This is a genomic window from Eisenbergiella sp. OF01-20 (genome assembly GCF_003478085.1).
Classification (GTDB): Bacteria; Bacillota; Clostridia; order Lachnospirales; family Lachnospiraceae; genus Eisenbergiella.
This window is the reverse complement of sequence record NZ_QUES01000008.1, coordinates 51,270-75,882: the sequence shown is the minus strand read 5'-3', so window position 1 is coordinate 75,882 and position 24,613 is coordinate 51,270. Positions and strand designations below refer to the sequence as shown.

General features: G+C 40.4%; 23 protein-coding genes. 5 read left to right on the top strand and 18 right to left on the bottom strand.

Annotated features, from left to right (window positions below; all coding sequences use genetic code 11):
- Positions 1-26: 26 nt before the first annotated feature.
- The 5 genes from DXA36_RS12010 to DXA36_RS11990 all read right to left on the bottom strand — a co-directional run bounded on the left by DXA36_RS12010 (position 27) and on the right by DXA36_RS11990 (position 4,469).
- Positions 27-431 carry a NifB/NifX family molybdenum-iron cluster-binding protein gene (locus DXA36_RS12010; protein ID WP_118679454.1) on the bottom strand — a complete coding sequence of 135 codons (405 nt, stop codon included), beginning with the start codon at positions 429-431 and terminating at the stop codon, positions 27-29.
- Between the two features lie 482 nt (positions 432-913).
- Positions 914-1,885, bottom strand: a complete 972-nt coding sequence (locus DXA36_RS12005) for a hypothetical protein (protein ID WP_118679452.1) — start codon at positions 1,883-1,885, stop codon at positions 914-916.
- A 288-nt stretch (positions 1,886-2,173) separates the two neighbouring features.
- The gene (locus DXA36_RS12000; protein WP_118679634.1) at positions 2,174-2,890 is read right to left on the bottom strand and encodes a LytR/AlgR family response regulator transcription factor; all 717 of its coding nucleotides are present in this window, start codon (positions 2,888-2,890) and stop codon (positions 2,174-2,176) included.
- Between the two features lie 411 nt (positions 2,891-3,301).
- Positions 3,302-3,760 carry an NUDIX hydrolase gene (locus tag DXA36_RS11995; RefSeq protein ID WP_118679450.1) on the bottom strand — a complete coding sequence of 153 codons (459 nt, stop codon included), beginning with the start codon at positions 3,758-3,760 and terminating at the stop codon, positions 3,302-3,304.
- Between the two features lie 46 nt (positions 3,761-3,806).
- A complete protein-coding gene (locus DXA36_RS11990) occupies positions 3,807-4,469 on the bottom strand; it encodes a class I SAM-dependent methyltransferase (protein WP_182479034.1) in 663 nt (220 codons plus the stop codon).
- Between the two features lie 211 nt (positions 4,470-4,680).
- Between DXA36_RS11990 and DXA36_RS11985 the strand changes: the two genes are divergently transcribed.
- The gene (locus DXA36_RS11985) at positions 4,681-5,469 is read left to right on the top strand and encodes a sugar phosphate isomerase/epimerase family protein (protein ID WP_118679446.1); all 789 of its coding nucleotides are present in this window, start codon (positions 4,681-4,683) and stop codon (positions 5,467-5,469) included.
- A 74-nt stretch (positions 5,470-5,543) separates the two neighbouring features.
- Positions 5,544-6,392 (top strand): thymidylate kinase, encoded by an 849-nt coding sequence (locus DXA36_RS11980; protein ID WP_118679444.1) that lies wholly within the window; start codon positions 5,544-5,546, stop codon positions 6,390-6,392.
- On the opposite strand, the gene DXA36_RS11975 is transcribed toward DXA36_RS11980, so the two are convergent.
- The 12 genes from DXA36_RS11975 to DXA36_RS11935 all read right to left on the bottom strand — a co-directional run bounded on the left by DXA36_RS11975 (position 6,380) and on the right by DXA36_RS11935 (position 18,569).
- Positions 6,380-7,336, bottom strand: coding sequence for a hypothetical protein (locus DXA36_RS11975; protein WP_118679442.1), 957 nt, complete (start codon positions 7,334-7,336; stop codon positions 6,380-6,382). The genes DXA36_RS11980 and DXA36_RS11975 overlap by 13 nt on opposite strands.
- 143 nt (positions 7,337-7,479) lie before the next feature.
- On the bottom strand, positions 7,480-7,986 hold the full coding sequence (locus DXA36_RS32705) for a hypothetical protein (protein ID WP_147366584.1): 507 nt from the start codon (positions 7,984-7,986) through the stop codon (positions 7,480-7,482).
- Between the two features lie 509 nt (positions 7,987-8,495).
- The gene (locus tag DXA36_RS32905; protein ID WP_182479033.1) at positions 8,496-8,657 is read right to left on the bottom strand and encodes a hypothetical protein; all 162 of its coding nucleotides are present in this window, start codon (positions 8,655-8,657) and stop codon (positions 8,496-8,498) included.
- Positions 8,658-8,686: 29 nt separating this feature from the next.
- The gene (locus DXA36_RS33845) at positions 8,687-8,818 is read right to left on the bottom strand and encodes a hypothetical protein (protein ID WP_279221546.1); all 132 of its coding nucleotides are present in this window, start codon (positions 8,816-8,818) and stop codon (positions 8,687-8,689) included.
- Between the two features lie 71 nt (positions 8,819-8,889).
- Positions 8,890-10,533: an ABC transporter ATP-binding protein gene (locus DXA36_RS11970; protein ID WP_118679440.1), complete on the bottom strand. Its 1,644-nt coding sequence runs from the start codon at positions 10,531-10,533 to the stop codon at positions 8,890-8,892.
- Between the two features lie 20 nt (positions 10,534-10,553).
- Positions 10,554-11,687: a DUF3048 domain-containing protein gene (locus DXA36_RS11965; RefSeq protein ID WP_243114633.1), complete on the bottom strand. Its 1,134-nt coding sequence runs from the start codon at positions 11,685-11,687 to the stop codon at positions 10,554-10,556.
- Positions 11,688-11,702: 15 nt separating this feature from the next.
- Positions 11,703-11,966, bottom strand: a complete 264-nt coding sequence (locus tag DXA36_RS11960) for a CXXX repeat peptide modification system protein (protein ID WP_182479032.1) — start codon at positions 11,964-11,966, stop codon at positions 11,703-11,705.
- Between the two features lie 22 nt (positions 11,967-11,988).
- Complete coding sequence (locus tag DXA36_RS11955) at positions 11,989-14,133, bottom strand: radical SAM peptide maturase, CXXX-repeat target family (protein WP_118679436.1); 2,145 nt, start codon at positions 14,131-14,133, stop codon at positions 11,989-11,991.
- A 30-nt stretch (positions 14,134-14,163) separates the two neighbouring features.
- The gene (locus tag DXA36_RS11950) at positions 14,164-15,822 is read right to left on the bottom strand and encodes a DUF6311 domain-containing protein (RefSeq protein ID WP_118679434.1); all 1,659 of its coding nucleotides are present in this window, start codon (positions 15,820-15,822) and stop codon (positions 14,164-14,166) included.
- Between the two features lie 564 nt (positions 15,823-16,386).
- Positions 16,387-16,530: a hypothetical protein gene (locus DXA36_RS32900; protein WP_182479031.1), complete on the bottom strand. Its 144-nt coding sequence runs from the start codon at positions 16,528-16,530 to the stop codon at positions 16,387-16,389.
- 15 nt (positions 16,531-16,545) lie between these two features.
- Positions 16,546-17,856, bottom strand: a complete 1,311-nt coding sequence (locus DXA36_RS11940) for a sensor histidine kinase (RefSeq protein WP_118679430.1) — start codon at positions 17,854-17,856, stop codon at positions 16,546-16,548.
- On the bottom strand, positions 17,853-18,569 hold the full coding sequence (locus DXA36_RS11935; protein WP_243114632.1) for a LytR/AlgR family response regulator transcription factor: 717 nt from the start codon (positions 18,567-18,569) through the stop codon (positions 17,853-17,855). Before DXA36_RS11935 ends, DXA36_RS11940 begins: the two co-directional genes overlap by 4 nt.
- A gap of 270 nt (positions 18,570-18,839) precedes the next feature.
- Between DXA36_RS11935 and DXA36_RS11930 the strand changes: the two genes are divergently transcribed.
- The 3 genes from DXA36_RS11930 to DXA36_RS11920 all read left to right on the top strand — a co-directional run bounded on the left by DXA36_RS11930 (position 18,840) and on the right by DXA36_RS11920 (position 23,322).
- Positions 18,840-21,218, top strand: a complete 2,379-nt coding sequence (locus DXA36_RS11930) for an endonuclease MutS2 (protein WP_118679426.1) — start codon at positions 18,840-18,842, stop codon at positions 21,216-21,218.
- Positions 21,219-21,300: 82 nt separating this feature from the next.
- Positions 21,301-21,999, top strand: a complete 699-nt coding sequence (locus tag DXA36_RS11925) for a response regulator transcription factor (RefSeq protein WP_118679424.1) — start codon at positions 21,301-21,303, stop codon at positions 21,997-21,999.
- 15 nt (positions 22,000-22,014) lie between these two features.
- Entirely contained in the window at positions 22,015-23,322 is a 1,308-nt protein-coding gene (locus DXA36_RS11920) for a Gfo/Idh/MocA family protein (RefSeq protein WP_147366583.1), read from the top strand.
- Between the two features lie 79 nt (positions 23,323-23,401).
- On the opposite strand, the gene DXA36_RS11915 is transcribed toward DXA36_RS11920, so the two are convergent.
- Entirely contained in the window at positions 23,402-24,598 is a 1,197-nt protein-coding gene (locus DXA36_RS11915) for a DUF4185 domain-containing protein (RefSeq protein WP_118679420.1), read from the bottom strand.
- Between the last annotated feature and the right edge of the window lie 15 nt (positions 24,599-24,613).

The following is a 24,613-nucleotide window of genomic DNA, read 5'->3' as shown; positions in this document are numbered from 1 at the left end:
GTAAAAGTTACATGTATACTGCGGTTTCAGTGGTTCCCTGCACATCCATGCTTGTTTTCTCCGCAGGAATGATTTCCGCAGTTATGGCCGTCACCATGGTGATGGCTGCACATGGTATCCGGATTGTAGGAAAGTGTTCCGGCCAGCAGATCCGCCACATTTTTATCCGTATCTCCGGCTGCGCCCGGATAAAGGTCGATTCCGATTACTCCCAAAGCCGTCCTGGCACCTCCGCCGATTCCTCCGCAAATCAGGGTATCCACCCCTTTCTCCTTCAGGAAACCTGCCAGCGCACCATGGCCGCTTCCCACAGCGCTGACTACCTGGGAATCCGTTACTTTTCCGTCTTCCACGGTATAGATTTTGAAATTTTCACAATGGCCGAAATGCTGGAATACTTGTCCGTTTTCATAGGTTACTGCAATTTTCATAATGATTACACCTCCATTTGAATTCCTATCTGTAGTCTACACTTGTTTATGGCATATGTCAATAACTCTGGAAATCGAGGATTCTTAATTATCTGACAATTATATTTTTTATATAATGTTTTTTAATAATATTATTATAATACAATAAATTATCATTTTATTTTTTATATTTATATAATATTCACATTATTCATTTGTCCTGCGCTCCCCTTCCCCCTTCCATTATATGCAGACATTTCAGCGGCATTCCTGAATTGGCATGCTTGTTTTCTGAAATGATATTCTGCGTTGCTTCCTATATTTATACCGGTTATTCCGCCTGAAAGCTGTTTTTGATTACCTGTTTAGCCATAAAAAAACTGTACAAACTGACCGCAGAAATCTGGCAGTTTGTACAATCATTTCTACAGGGCGGTACGCCCGATATAAATAACCGGGCAGGACTTGCATGGAGGAAATTATGGAAATCGGCAATCCATTTCCTATAACTGCATCCGTTCTTTCCATAATTGATAGTGATGTTCCAGTTCCCGGACAAATTCATCATTAACTGCTTTTGCTGCCAGGATACTTTTTTCATAAAGGTTTCCGAACATATCGTCTGCACGCTCTATGACAAAAGGCCTGGCCCATGCCCAAAGCTCACCCGCCTTTTCGCTGTACAGGCAGATAAGCTCCATACAGTCCTCCAGGATATATTCGAAAAGCCTGATATGATAAATTTTCGGCAGATCTCCTTCCCGTATCAGGCGCTGAAAGCAGCTATAGGCCTGTTCCGGTCTTTCGAACCGGATATAGTAATGGATCAGGTTTCTCCAGGCCCCTATGATGTCGGAATTTGTTCCTTTTTTATAGGCTGTATCCACCAGGGCTTTCAGCGGCTCCTCATTTTCCGATTCCCGTTTGCTATCTTTATTAAAAGTAATCAGCCTTTCAAAATTACGTTTGTCCCATTCCACTACACTTTTCTTCCATAATTCCACAAGCCTGGCAGCTGTTTCCGGATATCCCATATCGATTGCGATGGAAATACAGTCATATATATCGCATTCATTTATATCCTCCGACATTTCTATATCAGGATCGTAGCCGCAGGCACAATCAAAATTGGCGGATTTAGCCCGTTCAAAAAGGATGTCGTAATTCCCGTCCTGGTTATATTTCACAAGCAGGCAGGTCAATATCTCCAGTACAGGGCCGATTCCCTGAAAACTGTTTGTTTCCCTGTCTTTTAATTCTTCCAGGAACAGATTTCTTATGATATCCTCACTGTCAATATGTTCATACAGGAGGAAATAGGCCAGCCGCAAACGGTTTGTGTAATTTTTATCATATGTTCCCTGTTCTTCATCCCTTGCCCCGAGATAGCATACGTTGGAATAATCCCCTTTGTTTACCCGTTTGAATAAGGGAGACTGACTCTCAAGAAGTTCTTTTATAATAGCATAATGCATCGATATCACTCCTGCCGGTATTTTTGTAACGGTTCCGATATATCTTAACCTTTACGTATTTTCTTACTTACATTATACGGAAAAAGAAACCATTTTGGGGGTTCGCCCTTAAACGGTACTTTTTTGTACGTAAACGGCCCTTTTCATCTTATCATTTATGATTATGTAAACAATCCGGCTTCCTGTAACTTCTGTGTATATTGTCTGGCTTCTTCCAAATTATTTACATCCAGGGCGGAAGAGAGAATCAGGATATGGCTTTCATATCGCAGGTTGTTTGCAGTCCTCTCATATCCCGTCCTTTCCCAATTGCAGAATTGTCTTTTTCACTTTTTTTACGTAAATACGTCCTATATGAAGGGTGGTACCGTTTCCAAGCGCCAGCTCTTTGTCAACGATCCTTATGATATGTTTCATATTAACCACATATTCCCGATCTATGTACATAAAGCAGTCCGTATCCAGTTCGTCAAATACCTCCCGCAAGGGCTTCCGGATGGATATCTGCCTGTCAGAAAGTACAAAAACAGTGTTTTTCTTATCCTTGTACATATACATAATATCATCATATTCCACACGTTCAAACCAGGAACTGGTATCCATAAGATACACCTTTCCTGCCAGCTTATTCATTTCCGCGAGGAAACACTCCAGGGCGGCATCTATTTTTTCATCCAGCAGATTTTTGGGTATATAGCCAAACGTCTGCAGCTCATACCCCTCCGCCGCATATTCCAAATGAGAAGTGAGGAATACCAGCATAGAATACGGTACCTCCAGCCGGATGAGCTTAGCCAGTTCAAAATCATTCATCTGCGGCATTTCAATAGCAAGGAAATAAATATCGGACTTCCTCCCCTCCTTCAAATCATACCGAAGGGTTTCCGGACTGTTATAAAGCCTCAGCTCATGAAGAGTATTCTTTTTATGAAAAAAGTGCCTGATGTATTTACTGAACATTGCATGGAATTCGACGTCGTCATCCATTAATGCTATTCTGACCAATTTATCATCCCCCTTTTCGTAACGGTCCGGAGCGTACGGCACGGTTACCCTTTTTTCTATATATTAACAGTAAAATGCATCATTGTTGTTAAATCTGTCCCTAAAAAGCGTAACATTTCAGACAGTTCTGAACTGTTACCGCATCCCGCCAATGAAATCGCTGCAAAATGGGAAGGATGCCTGTTTCCGCCACGTTTTCTTACGGTCTGCACAGTAAATGCGCAGACCTGTTGTACCGTTACTGAAAATCATCTTTTGGGGTCTAAATGATCCTTTTACAAAAGGAAAAGCAGACAGAAAATAACGGAAGTCCCGTTAGTTCCTGCCTGCTCTGATGACAGCTGCCGCCTTGCATAAAATCCAGAAATTTACAACCTGTTTTTACCATCTGGGAAAGCAAATGCGCTTCCGTTACGAATTCATTACCTCGCTATAATACTTTGAATCAAAATACATCATTAACGCCTGTTTCCGTATTCCGATAAAATCCCCTGGCAGTTCCCCCACATCAAACCATTGCAGCCCCGTACACTTGTCCGGTTCAGCAATATATGCTTCCCCAGTATATCTTTCTATCACAAAATATATATCATAATATGTACGTGCCCCGTTCAAACCAACCCTGTGGGATAGATGCGCAAATCGGATATCGCTCTGCTTCACTGTTATACCCAGTTCTTCTTTGCATTCCCTGGCGGCGGCCTGCATGGCGGTTTCGTTTTCTTCCACATGCCCGCTTCCGGCAAAATCCCACATTCCATCCATATAGCCGGTATTCTTCCTCCTGAGCAGTAAAACCTGCCTTTTCCCATTTTTTGTCCGCATGATAATCGGAAATACTGCAGACAGACATTTAAAATGTTCCCCCACCTTTCTTCTCCTCCTTTACCTATTATAGCGCTGCCTGTCCCGGCACTTACCTATTTTTTTGCACCACGCAATAAATAACAACCCCATCCTCCTGCCGGTAAATCTCTCCTTCCCGGCAGCACAAAACATGAAATCCCGCCTTATGAGCCAAGTCCATGATTTCTTTCTTTGTAAAAATTTCCCACCAGCAGTCCTTGTATGCCCAAAATTTCTTACCCTCCACATACTGCGGAAAGTTTTTCTCCACAAATTCCTGATCATGGGCAGAAAAACTGAGGACACCTCCTATCTTCAGAACCCTCCTGCATTCCTGAAGCATATGCATTTGGTTTTCATTCCCATACAAAAGCCCGAATGTCTGTGACCATATTATAATGACGTCAAATATCCTGTCCCCAAAGGGCAGATCCAATCCGTTTATCAGGTAAAATTCAATATCCCTTTTTGTCAGGGATGCATATCTGCCTGCCTCTTCCAGGATAGGTGCGGAAATATCCACTCCCGTTATACTAAAACCTAAGTCATATAAAGCAAATGCCTCCCTGCCCACTCCACAACCAATATCCAGAATGTGTGACCCTTTTACAAAATAATTCTCTGCCACACTTTTTTCCCATATTTTTAATCCTTTTTCTACCTCCCGGGGCATATATCCATAGTTTTCCTGCGTATGATACCATCTTCTGACACTCTCCAAATTCTCCTGCATATTTCTCCCCCTTTTCCCTTTTCTTATATAGTACCATTTCTCCCGCTGCTTTACTAACAGAATCAATCCCATACGGTACAATCAATGGAAAAATATATCATACCGCCATACTCCCTGGAATTCCTGTCTGCTGTATGCTAAAATGAAACAAACAAAACACAGCTCAGACTTATGAGGACTGTTACCATTTCCCCGGCAAGAAAGGAATCCCATGAAAGGTTTCGGTATTTTTTCCTGGTTCAGCTACCCGTTACCCCTTAAGGAGCGGCTGGCGCTTATAAAAGATGCAGGCTTTAAAGCCACCTCCCTATGGTGGGGCGATGAATTCGGAGATAAAAACCGCCAGCCGGAGACGGCAAGACGGCTGGGTCTGGATATTGACTACGCGCACGCCCCTTTTAATAACCCCAACGACCTGTGGCTGGATGGCATAAATGGCGACACTTATCTGAATCAGCTGTTTTCCTGCATTGATGACTGCAGCCGGCACGGGATCCCTACGGCAGTCATACATGTCACCCGTCTGTCCACAAGGCCTCCCGTTACTCCCATAGGTATGGATCGTATCCGAAAGCTTGTGGAGCATGCCGAAACCAGGCAGGTTAACCTTGCCCTCGAAAATATGGACAGCATCTGTCATCTTGACCACATATATGAACAGCTGCAATCTGACCGTCTGGGTTTTTGTTATGACAGCGGGCACGAAAATTATAACCATCCCGGGGCCGATTGCCTGTCCCGGTACGGGGACAAATTATTCGCGGTCCATCTTGATGACAACTGGGGAGATGAGGATACCCATCTGCTTCCCTACGATGGGAATATCAACTGGGAAGCACTGGGAAACAAGCTGAAGAAATGCAGGGATATCCCCTATCTCACATTAGAGGTGGATTTTAACCGACAGAATAAAAGAAGCCGGATCTATCAGGATTTATCCGCGGCCGCCTTCTTATCCTCCGCTTACCAAAGATTAGAGAAACTATGTAGTTCACTGTAGTACTGCCATACCCCCATAAAACCGGGAAATCTCCTGATGTCCCGCCTCCCTTTCCAGGGAAAGGATACTGCTGAATGATGAAATCAAAACTGATACTGGTAGAAGGAATCCCCGGTTCCGGGAAATCCACCTTCGCCGAAAGGATCGCCGCTTACTATACCGGACGCGGCCTTACTGCAGACTTATATACGGAAGGCAGGTATCATCCTGCCGATCTTGCCTGGAATGCCTATATTCCGGCAGGGGATCTGGACCGTGTACTCGCCCCTTTCCGCTCATTCCGGGATGAAATAGAAGCAAATACCCGCAGGGAGGACGGCTTTGCCATTCTCTCTTATACGCAGGTTCCTTCCGGCACCCCTGCCTTTTTCAAGGCCATGGAGGAACATGAAATATATGACGGCCGTATCCCTTTTCCCCGCTTCCGGGAAATCCTTTCCAAAAGATGGTATTCCTTCGGCAAAGAGGCGGCAGAAAAGAATGCGGTTACGGTATTTGAATGTGCCTTTCTGCAAAACCAGGTAAACGAACTCATGCTTATCCGGCTTGCGGATATAGAAACAATGAAACGTTATTTCCAGGAACTCCTCCTGACGGTTCTTCCCCTCTCTCCCGTCCTGGTTTATCTCGCCCAGTCCGATGTGAAGGAGACGGTTGCCAGGGCCGCAGCGCAGCGGGTGTCCGGGGACAACTCCTGGATCGACGGCTTTATCTGTTATATGGAAAATACCCCTTATGGAAAAAAGCACGGCATCCGGGGATTTGACGGCGTGATCCGGGTTCTGGAGGAACGGCAGAAGGCGGAACTGGAAATCATCCGTTCCCTGCCTGTGCCCGGGATTGTGCTGGAAAATTCCTGCTATGACTGGGAGGATCTTTGGGAGGAACTGGTATCCAAACTCTTACAGGTTTATTCCGTATAAGTATCGCTCAGAATTCTCTGTGTAAAAAACACACCGCCCTTATATATATCCCCGTCAATTCCCGCTTTTCGGATACAGATAGCCGAAATTTCATGGGGTTTATTATCTTTGCTTATCTTTTTTAAATACTCTTCCAAAGATATCATTATTTCTTTACCCGAATCCAGACTCACAAGATCATATGGATAGCTCTGCGTATTCAGAAGGTTTATCTGTTCAAAATTATCCATAAAAATAATCGCGCTGCTTTCCGTCTCTCCGTCGAGATTTCCTGCTTCTATAAAGTATTCATTTTCGTTAAACTTGTTAATTACTACTCCATTTGTCCGCGCTTCTATCATATCAAATTCCTGGTAAGTAAACTTATTAGTGAAATCTTCCTTACCTCCAACAACAGCCAGACACCTTAACGCGGTACCCCCCGTCTGCAACCGCTCCTCCTCAGTCAATTCCATATAAGTATCCAGGAAAAGCGCAAATACAAGATCATGTTTTCCTTCCTCCAATGAAGATATTGTAATGGGAATATTTATATCTGTATCATTTTTAATATTCACGGTGCACTGCCTCATTGATTTTCCATCCACCTCAAAATCAATCTGCTTATAATTATCAAAAATAACTAAAGTAAAATTAAACTGTTTTCCCATATTATTCGTGAAAGAAAGAAAAGTGTGCAGCATGTTATTTTCCAAATAAACAGTAGTATCATGCATGTACTCTGAGTTCTCTCCCCATAAACCATAACTATAATACGTTTTGCCCTCAAATCCGTCCAATCTTTTTATTTCACCATCATACGATTCCTTAAATTCTGTATATATCTCGGGAACATCCGTTTCTTTATTGCTGTTTGCAGTACTGCTGTCAATCCTTTGTTTTCCACATCCTGATAAAGTCAAAAGTAAAAAAAATAAGAGAATAGATGGAACACTTTTTTTCATAATTATAACCCCTTCCTTCTTTTCCTCTTCTTAATTAAAGGGAGTCTTTCAATCCAATACATACTGTAGCAATTGTTTACAGCTATACTTGATTTAAATGACTCCCTTACTACTATACTCCATAACTATATGTTTATTATTACTCAATTGGGATTGGTGGTTGTATTTATAATATCCACTGTTACATATCCCTGCTTCGAGCAAGTAGTTACTGTTCTTGTGGAATTAACTCTGACTCCGCCATCATCTCCCTCACTCCAGGTAAAGGCAGAACTGCTTGTACTTGAGCCTGTCTTTGTTCCCGATGTTAATGTATACCCATCTTTACGATAAAATGTGGATACAACAGAATAGCTAGCCGATACTTGAGAACCTGATAATGTACTATAACACGTTCCATTTAAAATGCAGTTGGCTACCAAACCATACCTTGGTGATACAGTGGAATAATGCATTATACTTTCTCCCCTGGCAAAGGAATTAGGTTGGGCGATAACACCTTCCGCGGAGGTTACTCCAGGAACATAGATATTATTTGTATCTTGAACTTCAGGTTTTTCGGCTGCAAATACACTTATACCCGACATTGCAGTTAAAAACCCAGATAGTAAAACAGATAAAACAAGTTTTTTATATTTATTTTTTTTCATATAATATCAACCTCTTTCTATATCAAATTAGTTAAGAATATCTTTGAATACATCAATACGTTTTAATACACATCCGTTTAACATAATTAGCCCAATGGAATCACCCCTCTGCCATTACCTATTCACAGTGTCTTATTTGTGACATACTCTATTCATGATAAGGGTGAAGATATCTACTTAGTATCGATTGGCTGCTGGCACCACAATTTGTACACCGTTGTTCTTTCACAACAGTTACCATACAATCACCATTTGCAACCCTCATATGCAAATCTTGTGTGGTATAAACATTATTCATCTTATCACAGCATACTTGCACCCTAGGTTCTGCCGCAAAACACGGAATTGAAAACATAAAGGCTAATGTAAGAATTGTTACGACGATATTTCTTTTTTTCATTTACCAGTATCCTTTCTGGATGAAATACTTCCATTCTTTTCAACATGTACAGGTTATCTTTTATCATTTGCGAATTCATCGCTTCACAACATTCTCACTCACAAGCATATTACCAAAATCCAGAAAAAGAACAAGTGTTTTCACACGCATTCTGGCACCGGGATATACATATCCCCGTACATTGATTTTTACATGCATCCGTTGCACACTGAGTAACATCTTTAGGAATTAAGTCATAAATTTCTAATTCTTCATATTTACTTTCATACATAACTTTGTTCCTCCTTTTTGTAAAACACATTATTTGTTACCACATTCCGACCACCGCACAGTCAGCCTGGCATGAGTATCCGCAGGCTGATTGACATGCCCCTGTGCACAATCCTTTACAAGCTTGTTCAGCACATTGCGGATCTGCTTTGAGGATTTCATCCATTACATGTAGCTCCTGTAATTTGCTTTCGTACATACTATTCCTCCTTTCCTTCAAAATCGGATTGTTTCTACCTTGTATATTTGAAAAGATGTTGATAATCTTCAGAGTTTGCAAGTAAAAATTCATGTCTTCCACTTATTACCATTTTTCCATTATCTACAACAAAAATTTCTGTCCCTTCTTTGGCAGATGCAATTCGATGAGTTGCATGTATAATAATTCTGTTTTTACTCTCTTTTTTTAAAATTAAATTAATGTCTCTCTCCGACTTCCCATCTAAATCTGACGTAATTTCATCAAGTAACAATATATTAGCCCTGCTCAAAATTGCTCTGGCAATACTAATTTTTTGTTTCTGCCCACTTGACAAAGTTATCCCATTTTCACCCAGCACTGTATTATATTTTTCTTGAAGTGACTCAATATACTCGGAAAGCCCGACTGCTCTGTATCCTTTATAGATTTCTTCATCACTTTCTATATCACAAAAAAAACGGATATTATCTAAAAATGAGGCATTTATTATATAAGGTTCTTTAGGAATATATTTAATTGATTTACGTAAAACAGGAATAGATATATTCATAAGATTTTTATGACCAATCCATATATGTCCACTTGTATACTCATAGTATCTAACTAATAATTTTAGAAAAGTACTTTTACCTGATCCATTTTTTCCAACCATGATGTATAAACCATTTTTATTAATTTCTAATGAAAAACCATTTAATACATAATTCTCCTTAACATATGAAAAATAGACATTATCAACAAATAACATTTTTTCATTGGCAGCCTTTATTGTTTCCATATTATCAATAAGATCTATCTCAGAAGGTAAACTTTCTATATCTTTAAGACGTTTAATACAAACCTGAACTTTTTGTGATTCCATATTTAAATTTAGTATTTGCTCTACTTCCCTGTTCAAACAGGATATATATGTCAGAAAAGATATTAAATTACCTAAACTAAATTCATTCTTCCATATCATCATTGCCGAAATAAAAAATAAAAGAAGAGAAGAAAAGTTTATAATTAAACTTCCGCAAATCGTAGAATATGAACGGAAAGAAACAATATTATTCAAAGTATTAATTTGAAATGTATAATATCTATCATAAAAATTACTTTTCTTTGCTTGAAGAGCTCTATATCTTTTTTTGAAATAGAAATTAGCAAAAAAAGATAATGGAATGAATAATAGTGCAATTTTGGCCAAACTACCCGATATTTGAAATATAAATATAAGGGAAATAACCGAATTCATACAAATTGTTATTATGGATGTAATTACACTCATTATATATGTAGTAATGGTTTCTATATCACCATTTAACCGTGATAACAGTTTGCCCTTATCCATTCCTTGTATTACCGCAAATCTTAGTAAAATTATCCTTTTGAATAATATACTTTTCATTTTAGAAGAGATTCGAAAGGATATCCATTCACCATAATAACTTTCCGTTACATGTAATATATTTGAAAGAATTATGACTGTAAAATAAGTAAAAAGAAATAAATTAAAATGGGTTACATTATTAGATGTTACAGTGTCAATTATTTTCCCATATAAAAGTGGTTGTATACTTGATATGGTCAATCCCAGTATTAGTAAAAAAAGAAGTAATACGAATTGTAATCTCAGTCTTAAAATACAAGAGCAAAGAAATCTATAAACTATTTTTTCTTTTTTATAAGCCACTTTATTAATCCTTTACAAGACTAATTAAGGATTACATCATCTGCATATTCCATCCAAATAATGCAAATCCAAGTTTTTCCTGGAGTCAACTTAATATTCTCACCTTTATTATCCACATAAATAGCAGGATCATTATCGCTAAAACGTGACCAAGTACCTTCTATCATTTTTCCATCAGTAAATACCTGCACCGGATATCCATTATCTCCGTGGCAGCTAAATGCAAGATAATCATTTTCATCCCTTACCTCACCATAACAATACTGTAATATTACATTGTCATAACATAATTGATTACCAGTTTCTTCATCAATTTGAGGCCCGCCATATTGATAGCGATAGTACTTACCATCTTTATATTCAAAGTATGCTTGGATCTTTCCATAACCATTTCTCGCATTGACAGACATTCCACCAGGATAAATCTCATTTACTTCTGTCTCATTTTTATAAATATCTTCATCCTTATCATAAATAAAAGTAAATTTGGGTTTAAAATTTTCATGATAAGTTAAAGAATAGCCGAATTTCTCTACATCCATCAAAATATCCGAGCCTGAAGCAATAACATTATGTGGCGCTTTTCTTTCAGCCGTTCTATGAAAGGCGTATTGAGCAGGATGATTAATTCCTGCAACAGCGGCACTTATAGTATCCACTCTTCCGCTATTAAGCAATTCTCCCACATAAAGAGTAGCTTGTCCAAAGTGACAATAAATAGCATTATATTCCATTGCACTATATACAAAGTAATCTCTGCTGCTCCGGATATATCCTATTTTTTTTATACTCTCCCAATCTTCAAATATCCCCATTAAACGAGTTATTCTTGTTTCTATCGGTGCTTCATATATAATAGACGCTTTATCAATTCCATATTGAGGACATCCACTTTCAATATTACTTAACATTACCGCTATAGGCCTTTTATTCCTTTTTTCTTCAGCTATCGGCAATCCGGTAAGATAACTGTACCTATTATTTTCCTCTATTATATCTTGTTGCTCTTCAATTACGGTCTTTTCAGGCTCTGTAACTACATTATCGTCCAAACTTTCAGGTGTAATATGCTGAATTTCATTTCCGCATGCCATTAATAAACTAAGAAAAGTTATTATTAATAAAACAGTCCCGTATTTTTTCTTATGCATCATTTCCCACCATCCTATTTATTCATCCATTACGACCTCTCTCGAATAAAAATCAACAAATAAATGACCTTTTTCCCATCCTTTTTTATCTGATTGCTGATTCCACCATGCATTGTAATCAGCAATCAGCTCTAAATAATCCCTTTCAAGAGTTTGAAATAGCAGCGGATCCTTTTCCATGCTAATTATTTTATGTAAATTCTCCATTGCCTGTTTTTTTTCATATAACTCGAGTATTTCTTCTTTCTCACTTTCAGTTAAAATAGCAATTACTTTTCTCACATCTACTCCTGTCTTATATATTCTAATGAACATAAAAAGAATAAAGAGAACTATCAACTCCGCTTATATTGGAAATAGGATCCAAATACATTGTATCTTTCATTTGTTCACCATTCCACTCGATATCTGATTGATATTTTTGTGTAACATAACGCTCAATATAGCTTTTTCTACACTGATAGGATGGTGACACATTAACTTCCAGCGTTGCTTTTTTGTTACGGTAAACACAGTTCCTGCATTGATATGCATCACATTTTTGACATATTGGATGGTATTTCGTATCATAAAGATACGGATTGCTATGTTTAGTTATCCCTTCACTGATATCTCCAATTGAGGGTTCCAAGTTACTCTCATAAAGCCCAACACAAGTATAAATGTCACCAGAAGGAGCCATTGCAAATGTCTTTTCCCCTGCCTTACAATTATTGAATTCTTTAAGATAATGCCTGTCGGTTATCAAATTCAGTTCTTTTTTTGTATCTTTTACTAACTCTTTTTCAATAGAAAGAAGCTGTTCTTTATAAATATCATATTGAAAACTTGTGCTTAAATGATGTACATTTATGTTAATTCTCTTTGCATTATTTAAAAGTCTAAATACATATTCCGCGAGCTTATCTATCTCTTGCTCAGCAATATTAAATATACAATTATCAATTGTTATTGCTTCAATTGCTTCTAACGTATCTCTTTCAAATACTGGAAGAACATTATTATATTTACCAGCAGCCTCTTTATATACATCTGCCGAAACAATATGCCGCACACTAAATTCATGCATTTTAGGTATATCGATATCTAATACCTTATGATTAGGATGAACCAGCACTGCTTCATAGAAATTACTATAGCAAAAAGATAAACCTTGCTCTAAAACCTCATTAGTCATAAATACTTTCTCTTCCCTATCTACATTAGCATAGCAACAAAAACTAACATAATTATCTGAGAGTAAAAAATATATCTGTCGCCTATCCGGATGCCATTTTCTTTTAACACCATACCTCTCATGAAGTTGAGTAAAGTAATAATCATTTGCCCTGACGCGTGCTTTATGCATATTACAAATATATTTTGCCCTCTGAAAATTAGTATCAGTATCAGCTTCGTCGTAGTTAAAGCCCTGGCAATGATTGCATCCCTGGGCTACAGGACAAGTCAAACATTCAGAATCACTTTGATAGCGATTACTTGCAACCATAAATGGCCTGATTCGTTCCATATCGATTCCGCTATCCACATCTCCTATAACCCACTCTTTTCTTTTATTTAAAGAATATGATTTGTATCGAATACAAGGATAAATATTTCCATCCGGCCCTAAAGCCACCATTTTACCGGCACCGCATGTTGGTCTGTCTAATAGCTGTGGTTTTAAGTATCCACCAATACTTTCGGAAAAGAACGTACAATTGTATTTTCCATATAAATTATTATCCAGAATATAATCACTTAATTGCTTGAGCTGTTCCTCCAAAATAGTATCGTCTCCTTCTTTCCATACATTTTCAAAAACAACATTTGCCGCAACATCGGTGACTCCTATTTCCCATAAATTAACTATACTGTCCTTAAGATATATAAGATCATCACTGGAAAATGTAACTTTTGTACTAGGTGCAAACTCTTTAAGATATAAAGGAATATTCGATAAAACAGTATCATATGAACCGGAACCATCCGGATATACGCGTTGTAAGTCATGTTTTTCTTTGTTTCCATCTATCGTCAATCCTACAGATACCTTGTCCTTATTCTTTTCTAAATACTTCTGTACCTTTTCACTTCCGAAATTTATGCCGTTGGTAGAAAAGCTAAATCGATAATTCCAAAACCATGGGTGTTTCTTTTTATATGCCTGTATTTTAAAATAATCACAAATTCTATCAATTAAAGCAACCTCAAGAAATGGTTCGCCACCAATAAAATCAAGTATAACCGCTGGACCGCAATGGACTTTTCCACTTAAAATATAATCGATAAATTTTTGGGCGACCTCAAAACTCATTCTCTTATCGGTTGACTTATGCGTTATATAGCAATACTTACATCTTAAATTACAATCCTCTGTGACAACAAAAGTAATTGACTGAGCAGAGCCATCCCGCCATGAAGATATTCCTTTTCCCATCTTGTAATCAACTGTATATAATTTATCCATATTATTTATACTCTTCTCTGAAATTCTTGATTATTTAACAGTACCGATAATAAACCCATCTATACTTTTGTAATCCATACGTGTATCATTACATTGCATCTTGTCTGACTCTTTATATATATACAAAGTATCCTTCCGTACATCAGCTAAAGCCTTGCTTAATTCTTTTGCCGTGATAGTCCGTATTGTTTGGCATGATGATTTGAAACAATCTACTGTTAACTCATTTTGGGCCGCGTAAATACTCAGGCTATATACTAACTGTTCATCATTTAAGATATTAGATGCAAAAACTATATGCTCTATCTCATCACTGCCCGCCCATTCCCTCCACACTTCATCCTCCAAACGTTTCTCACAGCGATAATCCGTTCCAAACTGCACCTTTCTCTGTATCAACTGCCATTTTTCATCAATAATTTGTGCCAAAGCTAATATAACCAACATTATTACTGCCACGTTCTTCCAAGGTATCTTTTTCTCCAGCCATACAATACTTCCTAATATAGCCAAGTAAACAACCGGCCAAATAAAACGTCCGCAATTACCTATCCGCAGCCAAATAGAATGCAGCCAATCAGGAATTCCGAGTTTTAAAAGTAGTTTATTTCCCAAAGCTACCCACGGGGAAACAGCAATTAAAAAAGATGCCACTATTAAAATAAAAAAAGCCAGTCTGTTATTACCGGTATTACCTTCATGTAATTGATAACACTTATCTTTATGCATAAATGTTTGGCAGATATTATGTGATAGCCAAAATGCAGTTCCTAATATAAATGTCAATAAAATTCCTGTTCCCGGATATGCCAGCCCTTCAAAAGGATTTTCACCATATACTGTAAAACTGGGTATTATACTGGACCAACCCTGCGGATTCAACAGGCCGTTCAGATTATAACTGCCCTGCCCTAATAAAGTAGTTTTAGGTAAATGAAAATGAGAAAAGCCTCCCAGAAATGCTACAGTCGTTATAGCCATACATAAATAAACCAGAAACATCAACAGAGTATGAATTACTTTTTCCCTTTTTATAATATCCGCTCCGAAAAAGCCCCAAAAAACAATACCACAAATAGGTATAAAATAGAGTTGGATACTTCCTGCAAGAAAACCAACAAATCCCCATGTTATTATACTTTTTTTGAAATTCATCGACTCCCTTTTAATTCCTACATACAGGGAAAAAAGTATTAACCATTGGGCGCCCAAGGCAAAATTTAATGACATATGAACCAAAATAACCGGAGCTATCACAAAAAATATACTGCCTACTACAGCTACCGCTTTTTTCTTAACGAAATGATAGACAAGAAGGGCTCCAAAGGCACCTTGAAGCCCCATACATAACATGTTCCATATTCCAAAATACTGGAATTCATCCGGTAAAATCTGTTTAAACAGCTTAAAAAAAACAGCAAGTAATGGTATGGAATCCGTATATATTACAGATACAGTATTCGGATATGATATATTATCCATCAGCCCAATAGGAAAAAACCAATTACTATTTCTAAAAAAACACCAGCCCAGGTAATTCTCTGTAATATTACCGCCGCCCAAAAGCCAGTCTGTATATGTAGTATTTAACACTTGGGCACCAAATACAAAGACGAAAGTTATGCTTCCTATTATCATACCAAGAATCCACACATCATTTTTTTTCCAATAATCTTTAATTCTCTGCACAGTGCCCCTTTAACCTCCAACAGTTTTTTTGTACTAATGAGGAGCATGGGAATATCCACCCGCGATGGATTTAGTCACCGCACCACAATTGGTACAAACCGTGTCTTTCCAAATAATTACTTCGCACGCAGTTCCGCTAAGGTTATTACAATGTGATTCATACGTGGAAGATACATTATTCATCTTATCACAACACACTTGTATCCTTGCTTGTGCAGCAGAACAGGGAAACGAAAAAAGTAATGCTAATAACAAAGTTGGCAAAATAATTCTCTTTTTCATACACTTTTCCTTTCTGGTAGACGTATATAAATACTTTATCTACCAATACAAATTATTTATTGTTAGCAATCTTCATGTGCAGGAATTAATTTATATATCTCTGTACTCCTTATGCCCTGATTATAACAAGCTTAATTTGTTTTTGTTAAATATGGCCTGAACTGTCAGAAAAATGAGTGCGAATGGATCAAAATTGTATTTGCATGCATTAAACGCACGTATCAGATTATACGAAAAGGCGGGCAGCTCTGTTTCCGCTGCCCGCCCTTTGTTCCGATTTTATCAACAACAAAAAATAGAAAGAATAGAAGTATTGGTAGTAACCGCCCATTCTTCTAAAACAGTATCCATACCAACTTTCACAGTCTCCAGTTCAAAATCCAAATCCCCAGCCATAACCATAAAGCTATCCCTATTTTCTCTCATCACCTCACCACCTTTCTACGGAAGCAAAACAATAGTAACCCTAAATATATGCTCCATAAAGCTATACTCCATTGTCCCGTTATTTTTATCCACCGCATATTTCACGCTTTCCAGTCCTATGCCATGCAATAGCTTATCCTCCTTTAAGGTACGCAGCTTACCATCCATAAGCTTCAAGGTACCGCAATATGGATTAGATATATTCAGAATAATCATTTCATTTTTCTGGACAAGGCTAAAATCAATCTTTCGTTCTTCTACAGGAACTTTCTCACACGCTTCTATCGCATTATCCAGTAAATTTGCCAATATAGCGCACCAGTCTATATCCTCTATCGCTGTCATAAAATCCCCAATTACCTTTATGTTCAAAGAAACACCATACAAAGTTGCCTTTTTATCCTTGTCATTTATGATGCTATTAATAATACGGTTTTCTGTATATCGCCTTTGATCCAACGCTTTAATAGGTTCCTGTATTTTCTTAATATACTGCCTTGCCTTATTAAATTCTTCTTCATCCATCAATGAGGAAAGTATCACCAAATGATTTTTTATATCATGGAAAATAACACTACGCTGTTGATAAAGCATTACCATGTCCTGATAATTTCTTTCCATCATGTCACTTCTGATATGGATAGCGGTTATCTCATCCTTTTTTTCAAAATATAATATTAAATTTACTATCCATACTATACCAAACAAAAGTAATAATGGAAAAAAGACAAAATATATATTTATAACTCTGTTATCAACAATATTAAAAAGAAATAACTGATCACAATAGAGCAGTCCGATATACTCCAACAAAACAAATACAATAAATAACTTTCTATATTTTATAAATACGCTACGACCCACCGTCTTGCAATTTACTATCCAAATCACCATTCCTATAAGGATGGCCCTGCTGATTAACATAATAACAACCCGTTCCGCACTCGTTTGTAATTGAATATACTCAACTGTCCCCATTTCTTTCACAGCAAGCGCCCAGAGATAAACAATTAATACATCAAAAAAAGACAGTGTTTCGAAATATAATGCTGTTATTAAAAAGCATTTCCATAATGCCAATTTTAAAAACGAAAAGGCTAAAATAGAAACAAAACTGATACATATCAACATAAAATAACGCGAATACAAACCGCTTGTAATCCTCTGACAAATCAGCAGCCCACATACCCCCGCCACAAGAAGGTACAGCAGGCCGTCCTTCCACTTCCTGGTATCCCTCTTCTCTGAAAACATGAAAAGCAAATAAAAAATGCCAACTATTTCCGCTATGGAAAGTATCCCTTCCCCAATCCTCAGCACCGTCATATTCTGTCCTTCCAAAAATGAAGGATCGCTTTCTTAACCTTCATTTCATAAGTCCTGCCAATAGGAACTTCCTTTCCATTACTCACTATAAGTCCTTTCTTCACAAGCCTGACAATATGTTCAATATTTACCACATACCCTCTTTCCGTAAACATAAACTCCTCCGATGCCAATTCATCAAAAACATCCTTCAGGGATTTTCTGATATGGACTTCCCTGTCCTTTAACACAAATACCGTATTGTTTTTCTCCTTGTAAAAGTAAATGATGTCATCGTAGTCCAATCGTTCAAACCTTGTATCAGTTATTATTGGGTACACTTTACAATAGGTGTCTTGATATTCCGCCCAAAACCTTTGTAAGGTACTGCTCATTTCTTTTTCAAGCAGGCTTTTGGGAATATAGGCAAACGCTTTAAAATGGTATCCCTCCATTGCCAGTTCTTCATGGGAGGTAAGAAAAATCAGATACGCCCCCGGCGCCTCTTCCCTTATTTTACCCGCCAGCTCAAATCCATCCGTTTCCGGCATTTCAATATCCAGAAAATAAAGTTCCCAATGCTTCCCGTTCCTTAAATCAAATACGGCAGCCGCCGGGTCATCATATAACCGCAGTTCATAAAGCTTTCCCGTTTCCTGAAAGAATTTGTCCACATATCTGCAGAATACCGGATGAAATTCCGCATCGTCATCTATTAATGCTATATTTATCAAAATATCAGCTCCTTTTACAAATAATAACAGCCTCGACTCCCCTTTTTACCAGATGTCCTTAAATGGTATTATTTTTGAGTGTAAATGGTTGTCGGAAATCCATGAACTTTATTATAACAAAAAAAATGTTGCCGCCACAAGAGAAGGAACCGGTTTTCCACAACAAACCGGTTTTTCCGCTATTGGATATCTTCCTTTCACATGTTATAATAACCATAGTTTCTGAATTTCCGCCCTGTCGTTTCCCATCAAAAGGAGTAGCAAACCAAAATGAATGCAAAAGTATTAAATACACTTGAATATACCAAAATCATAAACCGTCTCACCGAACATGCCACCTCCGACCCGGGGCGTAAGCTCTGCCGGGATCTGGTTCCCATGACGGATCTGGAAGAAATCCGTACGGCCCAGGTGGAAACCAGGGATGCCCTCACCCGGCTGTTCAAAAAAGGAAGCATTTCCTTCGGCAGCAACCGGGAGCTTGGTATGAGCCTGAAATCGCTGGAGATCGGCAGCACGCTTTCTGCGCCGGAGCTTCTCAGAATCGCCGGCCTTCTGGAAAATGCCTCCCGCGTTAAAAACTACGGAAGGCAGGATCGGGAGGATACGCCGGAGGACTCCCTTACCGCCCTGTTCCAGGGTATCGAACCTCTTACGCTTCTTTCCAATGAAATTTACCGCTGCATCCTCTCCGAGGAAGAAATCGCGGACGACGCCAGCCCCGGACTGAAGCACGTACGCCGCAGCATGGCGGTTACCACAGACCGGATCCATTCCCAGCTCGCCGGCATGGTCAACGGTTCCCTGCATTCCTATCTGCAGGACGCCCTCATCACTTCCCGGAACGGACGCTACTGCATTCCCGTCAAATCGGAATACCGCAGCCAGGTGCCGGGTATGATCCACGATCAGTCCTCCACAGGAAGCACCCTGTTTATTGAACCCGCCGCAGTGGTTAACCTGAACAACCAGATGCGGGAGCTGGAAATCAAGGAGCAGGAAGAAATCGAAAAAGTACTGGCCTCCCTCAGCGCCCAGGTTGGGGATCATACCGAAGATATCGCAGAAAACCAGAGGATTCTTACCCGCCTCGACTTTATTTTTGCCAAAGCATCCCTCGCCCTGGAGCAGAATGCAACAGAGCCTGTTTTTAATGAGGATCACATCCTGAATATCCGCGGGGCAAGACATCCGCTGCTGGATAAGAAAAAAACCGTTCCCATTGACATCCGTCTGGGAAAGGACTATGATCTGCTGATTATTACCGGCCCCAATACCGGCGGTAAGACAGTTTCCCTGAAAACTACCGGCCTTTTCTGCCTCATGGGGCAGGCAGGCCTTCATATTCCTGCTCTGGATCGTTCGGAACTGTCCGTATTCCGGGAGGTTTATGCGGATATCGGGGATGAACAGAGCATTGAGCAGAGCCTGAGTACCTTTTCCTCCCACATGACTTCCATCGTCTCCATCCTGAAGCATGCGGATGCCGATTCCCTCTGCCTTTTTGACGAGCTGGGAGCCGGAACGGATCCCACGGAAGGCGCGGCTCTGGCTATCGCCATCCTGAATTTCCTGCATGACAGGGGGATCCGCACTATGGCAACCACCCATTACAGCGAATTGAAGGTTTATGCCCTCTCCACCTCCTTTGTGGAAAACGCCTGCTGTGAATTTGATGTGGAATCCCTGCGCCCCACCTACCGGCTTCTCATCGGCATCCCCGGAAAGAGTAATGCCTTCGCCATTTCTTCCCGGCTGGGTCTTTCCGATGAAATCATCAATGCCGCCCGCACCCAGATCAGCGCGGAGGATAAAAGCTTCGAGGATCTGCTTTCCGATTTGGAACAGAGCCGTGTTACCATAGAAAAGGAACATCTGGAAATCGCTTCCTATAAAAGAGAAGTCGAAGCCCTCAAAAATAAGCTGGAAGCCAAACAGGAAAAAATTGACCAGGCAAAGGAACGCATTCTGCGTGAAGCCAATGAACAGGCCCGCGAAATCCTCCAGGATGCCAAAAATACAGCCGATGAGACCATCCGGGCCTTTCAGAAGGCAGGCCCCGGCGCTTCCATGAAGGAACTGGAAAAAGCCCGTGAAAACTTACGAGGCAAGATATCCGATAAAAACGAAAAGCTGGCCGTAAAAAACCAGCAGCCCGCCCCCTCCGGCGTTAAGGCTTCCCAGCTAAAGCCGGGCGAATCCGTGCGCATTGTTTCCATGGGATTGAAGGGCACTGTAAGCACCATGCCCGACAGCAAGGGGAACCTCTTCGTACAGTGCGGCATCATCCGCACCCAGACCAACATCCGGGATCTGGTCCTTATCCAGGAGAAGGATTCCTCTTCTCCCGCCAAAGCCGGCCGCACCGGTTCCGGAAAGATCCGTATGTCCAAATCCCTGTCCATTTCCGCAGAGATCAATCTGCTGGGTAAGACAGTGGACGAAGCGATGTCTATGCTGGACAAATACCTGGATGACGCCTATCTCGCCCATCTTTCCACCGTGCGCATTGTGCACGGAAAAGGGACCGGCGCCCTGCGTAATGCAGTACAGAACCACCTGCGCAAAGTAAAATATGTAAAATCCTACCGCCTGGGGGAATACGGCGAAGGGGACGCAGGTGTCACCATAGTGGAATTCAAATCCTGAGCCTGCTTGCGGCGGATCGGGACATCTGCTGCCAGCCCCCCTTCCGGCATGCTCTTTCCTCATTGAAAAGGAGACAACTTACATGGTAAATAAACAGAAAATATTGATCGTGGACGACGACAACAACATCGCAGAGCTGATTTCCCTTTATCTGACCAAGGAATGCTTTGAAACGATGATCGTAGGGGACGGGGAATCCGCCCTCTCGGCGGCGGACAGCTTTTCCCCTAACCTGATTCTGCTGGATCTGATGCTTCCCGGCATAGACGGCTATCAGGTATGCCGGGAGGTGCGCAGCAAATCCAATATTCCCATCATCATGCTTTCCGCTAAAGGGGAGATTTTCGACAAGGTGCTGGGCCTGGAACTGGGTGCCGACGACTACATGGAAAAGCCCTTTGATTCCAAAGAACTGGTGGCCCGCGTAAAAGCGGTGCTGCGCCGCTACAAAACCGCCCCTGCTGCGCCGGAACCTTCTAATATTAAATGCGTGGAATATCCGGACCTCACCATCAACCAGACCAACTACTCCGTCATCTACATGGGGAAACCGGTGGAAATGCCGCCCAAGGAGCTGGAGCTTCTCTATTTCCTCGCATCCTCCCCCAACCATGTTTTCACCAGGGAGCAGCTGCTGGATCAGATTTGGGGGTATGAATATATCGGGGACACCCGTACCGTAGACGTACATATCAAGCGGCTGCGGGAGAAGATCAAGGATCATGAATCCTGGAGAATCGCTACGATATGGGGGATTGGGTATAAGTTTGAAGTAAGGTAGACTCATGTATCTGAGGTGGAATACAGGAAGCGAGGGATATTAATGAATAAGCCGATACGTGTTATTATCGTTGGCATGGGTGCACGATCCATGATTTATGCACAGGAATCCCTGAGACATCCTGACCTGTTTTCCATAGATGGTGTAGTTGATATAAATCCGGAAAGAATTCATACCGCCCGGCAGTTGTTTCATATTCCTGCTCATCATTGTTTCCATTCAATCAAAGAACTGACAGATGTTCCGAAATTTGCAGATGCCGTCATTAATGGCACGATGGATCAGCTGCATGTGGCAACTACTGTTCCCCTCCTGAAAAAGGGATATGATGTCTTATTAGAAAAACCATTCGCGGTAAATCAGAAAGAAGCGGATGTGCTCCTTCAATGCGCCGAAGAGACTAAAAAGACGGTTATGGTCTGCCATGTCCTTCGCTATGCTCCTTTTTACAGGGAAATACAGAAGATACTTATAAGTGGGGAAATAGGCAAAGTCATTCATATACACATGAATGAACAGGTCAGTTATTTTCACGAATCTGTCTCGTATGTACGGGGAAAATATGCTTCTCCTACGCTTTGCGGTTCAGGAATGCTTCTGTCTAAATGCAGTCACGATCTTGATATCATGGCTTGGCTTATGAAAGGAAATTTACCAAGGTCTGTATCCAGCGTAGGATCCACATTTCAGTTCAAACCGGAGATGGCACCAGAGAATGCAGGTACTCATTGCCTGATCAACTGCCCTGTCGAACGAAGCTGTATTTATTCCGCCAAAAGGCTTTATATCGAAAATCCTCAGCGCTGGGTCAATAACATCTGGCATGACAGCGGATTGGATATGCCTTCTGATGAAGATAAGCTAAGGATACTGAATAACCCGAATAGTCCGTTCAGCCGTTGTGTATACCGCTGTGCCCTTAAAATTGTTGACCACCAGTCAATCCTTATCGCTTTTTCAGATGGAGCTACCGGCACCTTTTCCATGAACGCAGGTGCAACCGCTTCCTGTCGCAGTATCCACATTACAGGCACACTTGGCGAAATAGCAGGCAATTTTGAAAATGAATCTTTCACAGTATATAAAATAAAAGCCGACAGCCCGGAAGGACGGGAAAGCCGCATAGTTGATGTCTCCGCCGACCAACTCGGCAATCCTCACGGCAATGGCGATCAGGCTATTGTACAGGATTTCTTTTCTTTCCTCCGAGGAGAAGCTTATTCTTCCTGCTGTACTACCTTAACGGATTCCATGGTTGGGCACAGGCTGGTTTTTCTTGCGGAAAGCTCGCGGGAAAATGGAGGAAAACAGGAGATATTTTAATATATTTTATATTTCTATAATTCAAAGGGCAATTCCTGAAAAGGAATTGCCCTTAACTGCGAACAATAATAAAACCATCTTAAATGTCATATCCATATCCGAATTTTGCTGCTTCGACCGGGAATTTTTCCTCTCCCCTACAGCGAAGCGCAATCTTCTGGACAACAAAATTGTAATCATCCCATGAACCAGAAGAAACCATAAACATAATGTGTCCATCCTGACTTATCCATTTGACCGGGAAATTAGGTTGATAATCTCCATAAGTACCCCAGTTATCATCTCTGTAAAAAAGCTTCCATGGCCCCCATGGTTCTTCTGCCTCAAATAATGTCAGCTGACTGATATGCGACTGTGGATAGTCCATCTGATGCACAGGGCGTGGGTACATCTCTTCGTCAACAAATCCATAGTTTCCCATGATATACCTGCCTAAACCCTTGTTGTAACAGACATGGTTTGATCCTGTCATTTTAGAATAGACAAATACAGGTTCAGCCTTTTTATCATCCGCCGTCCACAAAGGCTTTTTATAGTTATCTGAACAATAAAATTCCCATTTATCCCGATTCAAAATAGAATCAGCAGGAACCCTTCCTAACAAAAGAGCATCATTATTTTCCCAGTAGCTGCAGTTGTTTTCACGATCATAGGGGAAATAGGCATATACATATTCATCTCTGGAATCCCTGTAGCCTCTGCCAAACTGCAGAAAATGGCAGGATGATAAGCGTCCGGTAAAGAAATCACATGGTGTGGCTTCAACCTGAAAGCTTTTTCCATAATCATCGGACACAATAATCCATCCGTGGAGATTTCTCTGCCTGTTAAACAATGCATTGTCCCCATAATTCTGTGCTTCTACTGAAAAAAACAAGCGTCCGCCAATGTCCAGAATCCCTGCCGGCTTTATGTAGGGAGCATCCGGGTCTTTGCAATATGTTTCTACGTCTACAGGTTCCCCGTGAATCATATCCATCATCCATCTCCCGGAATTGGTTAGCGCTCCCGGATCCGGTCCCGGTGAATTCTCCGGAATATCCGTAATTCTCCAGACATTCATAAGGCAGCCCCGGTTATCACCGGCCCCGGCATAAATCCGGTTGTCTTCTCCCCAGGTTAACGGCCACATATCCCCCTCTCCGCTATGATAGCGGAATTTATCCAATACCACTTCTTCAATATAATCGGATAGAGGATAAGGTGGCACCGCCTTCTCAAATATCATGTAATCCCTTCGTTCCCCATTTAAACCAATACATTTTTTTATCTGCATTTTTTCTCCTTAACC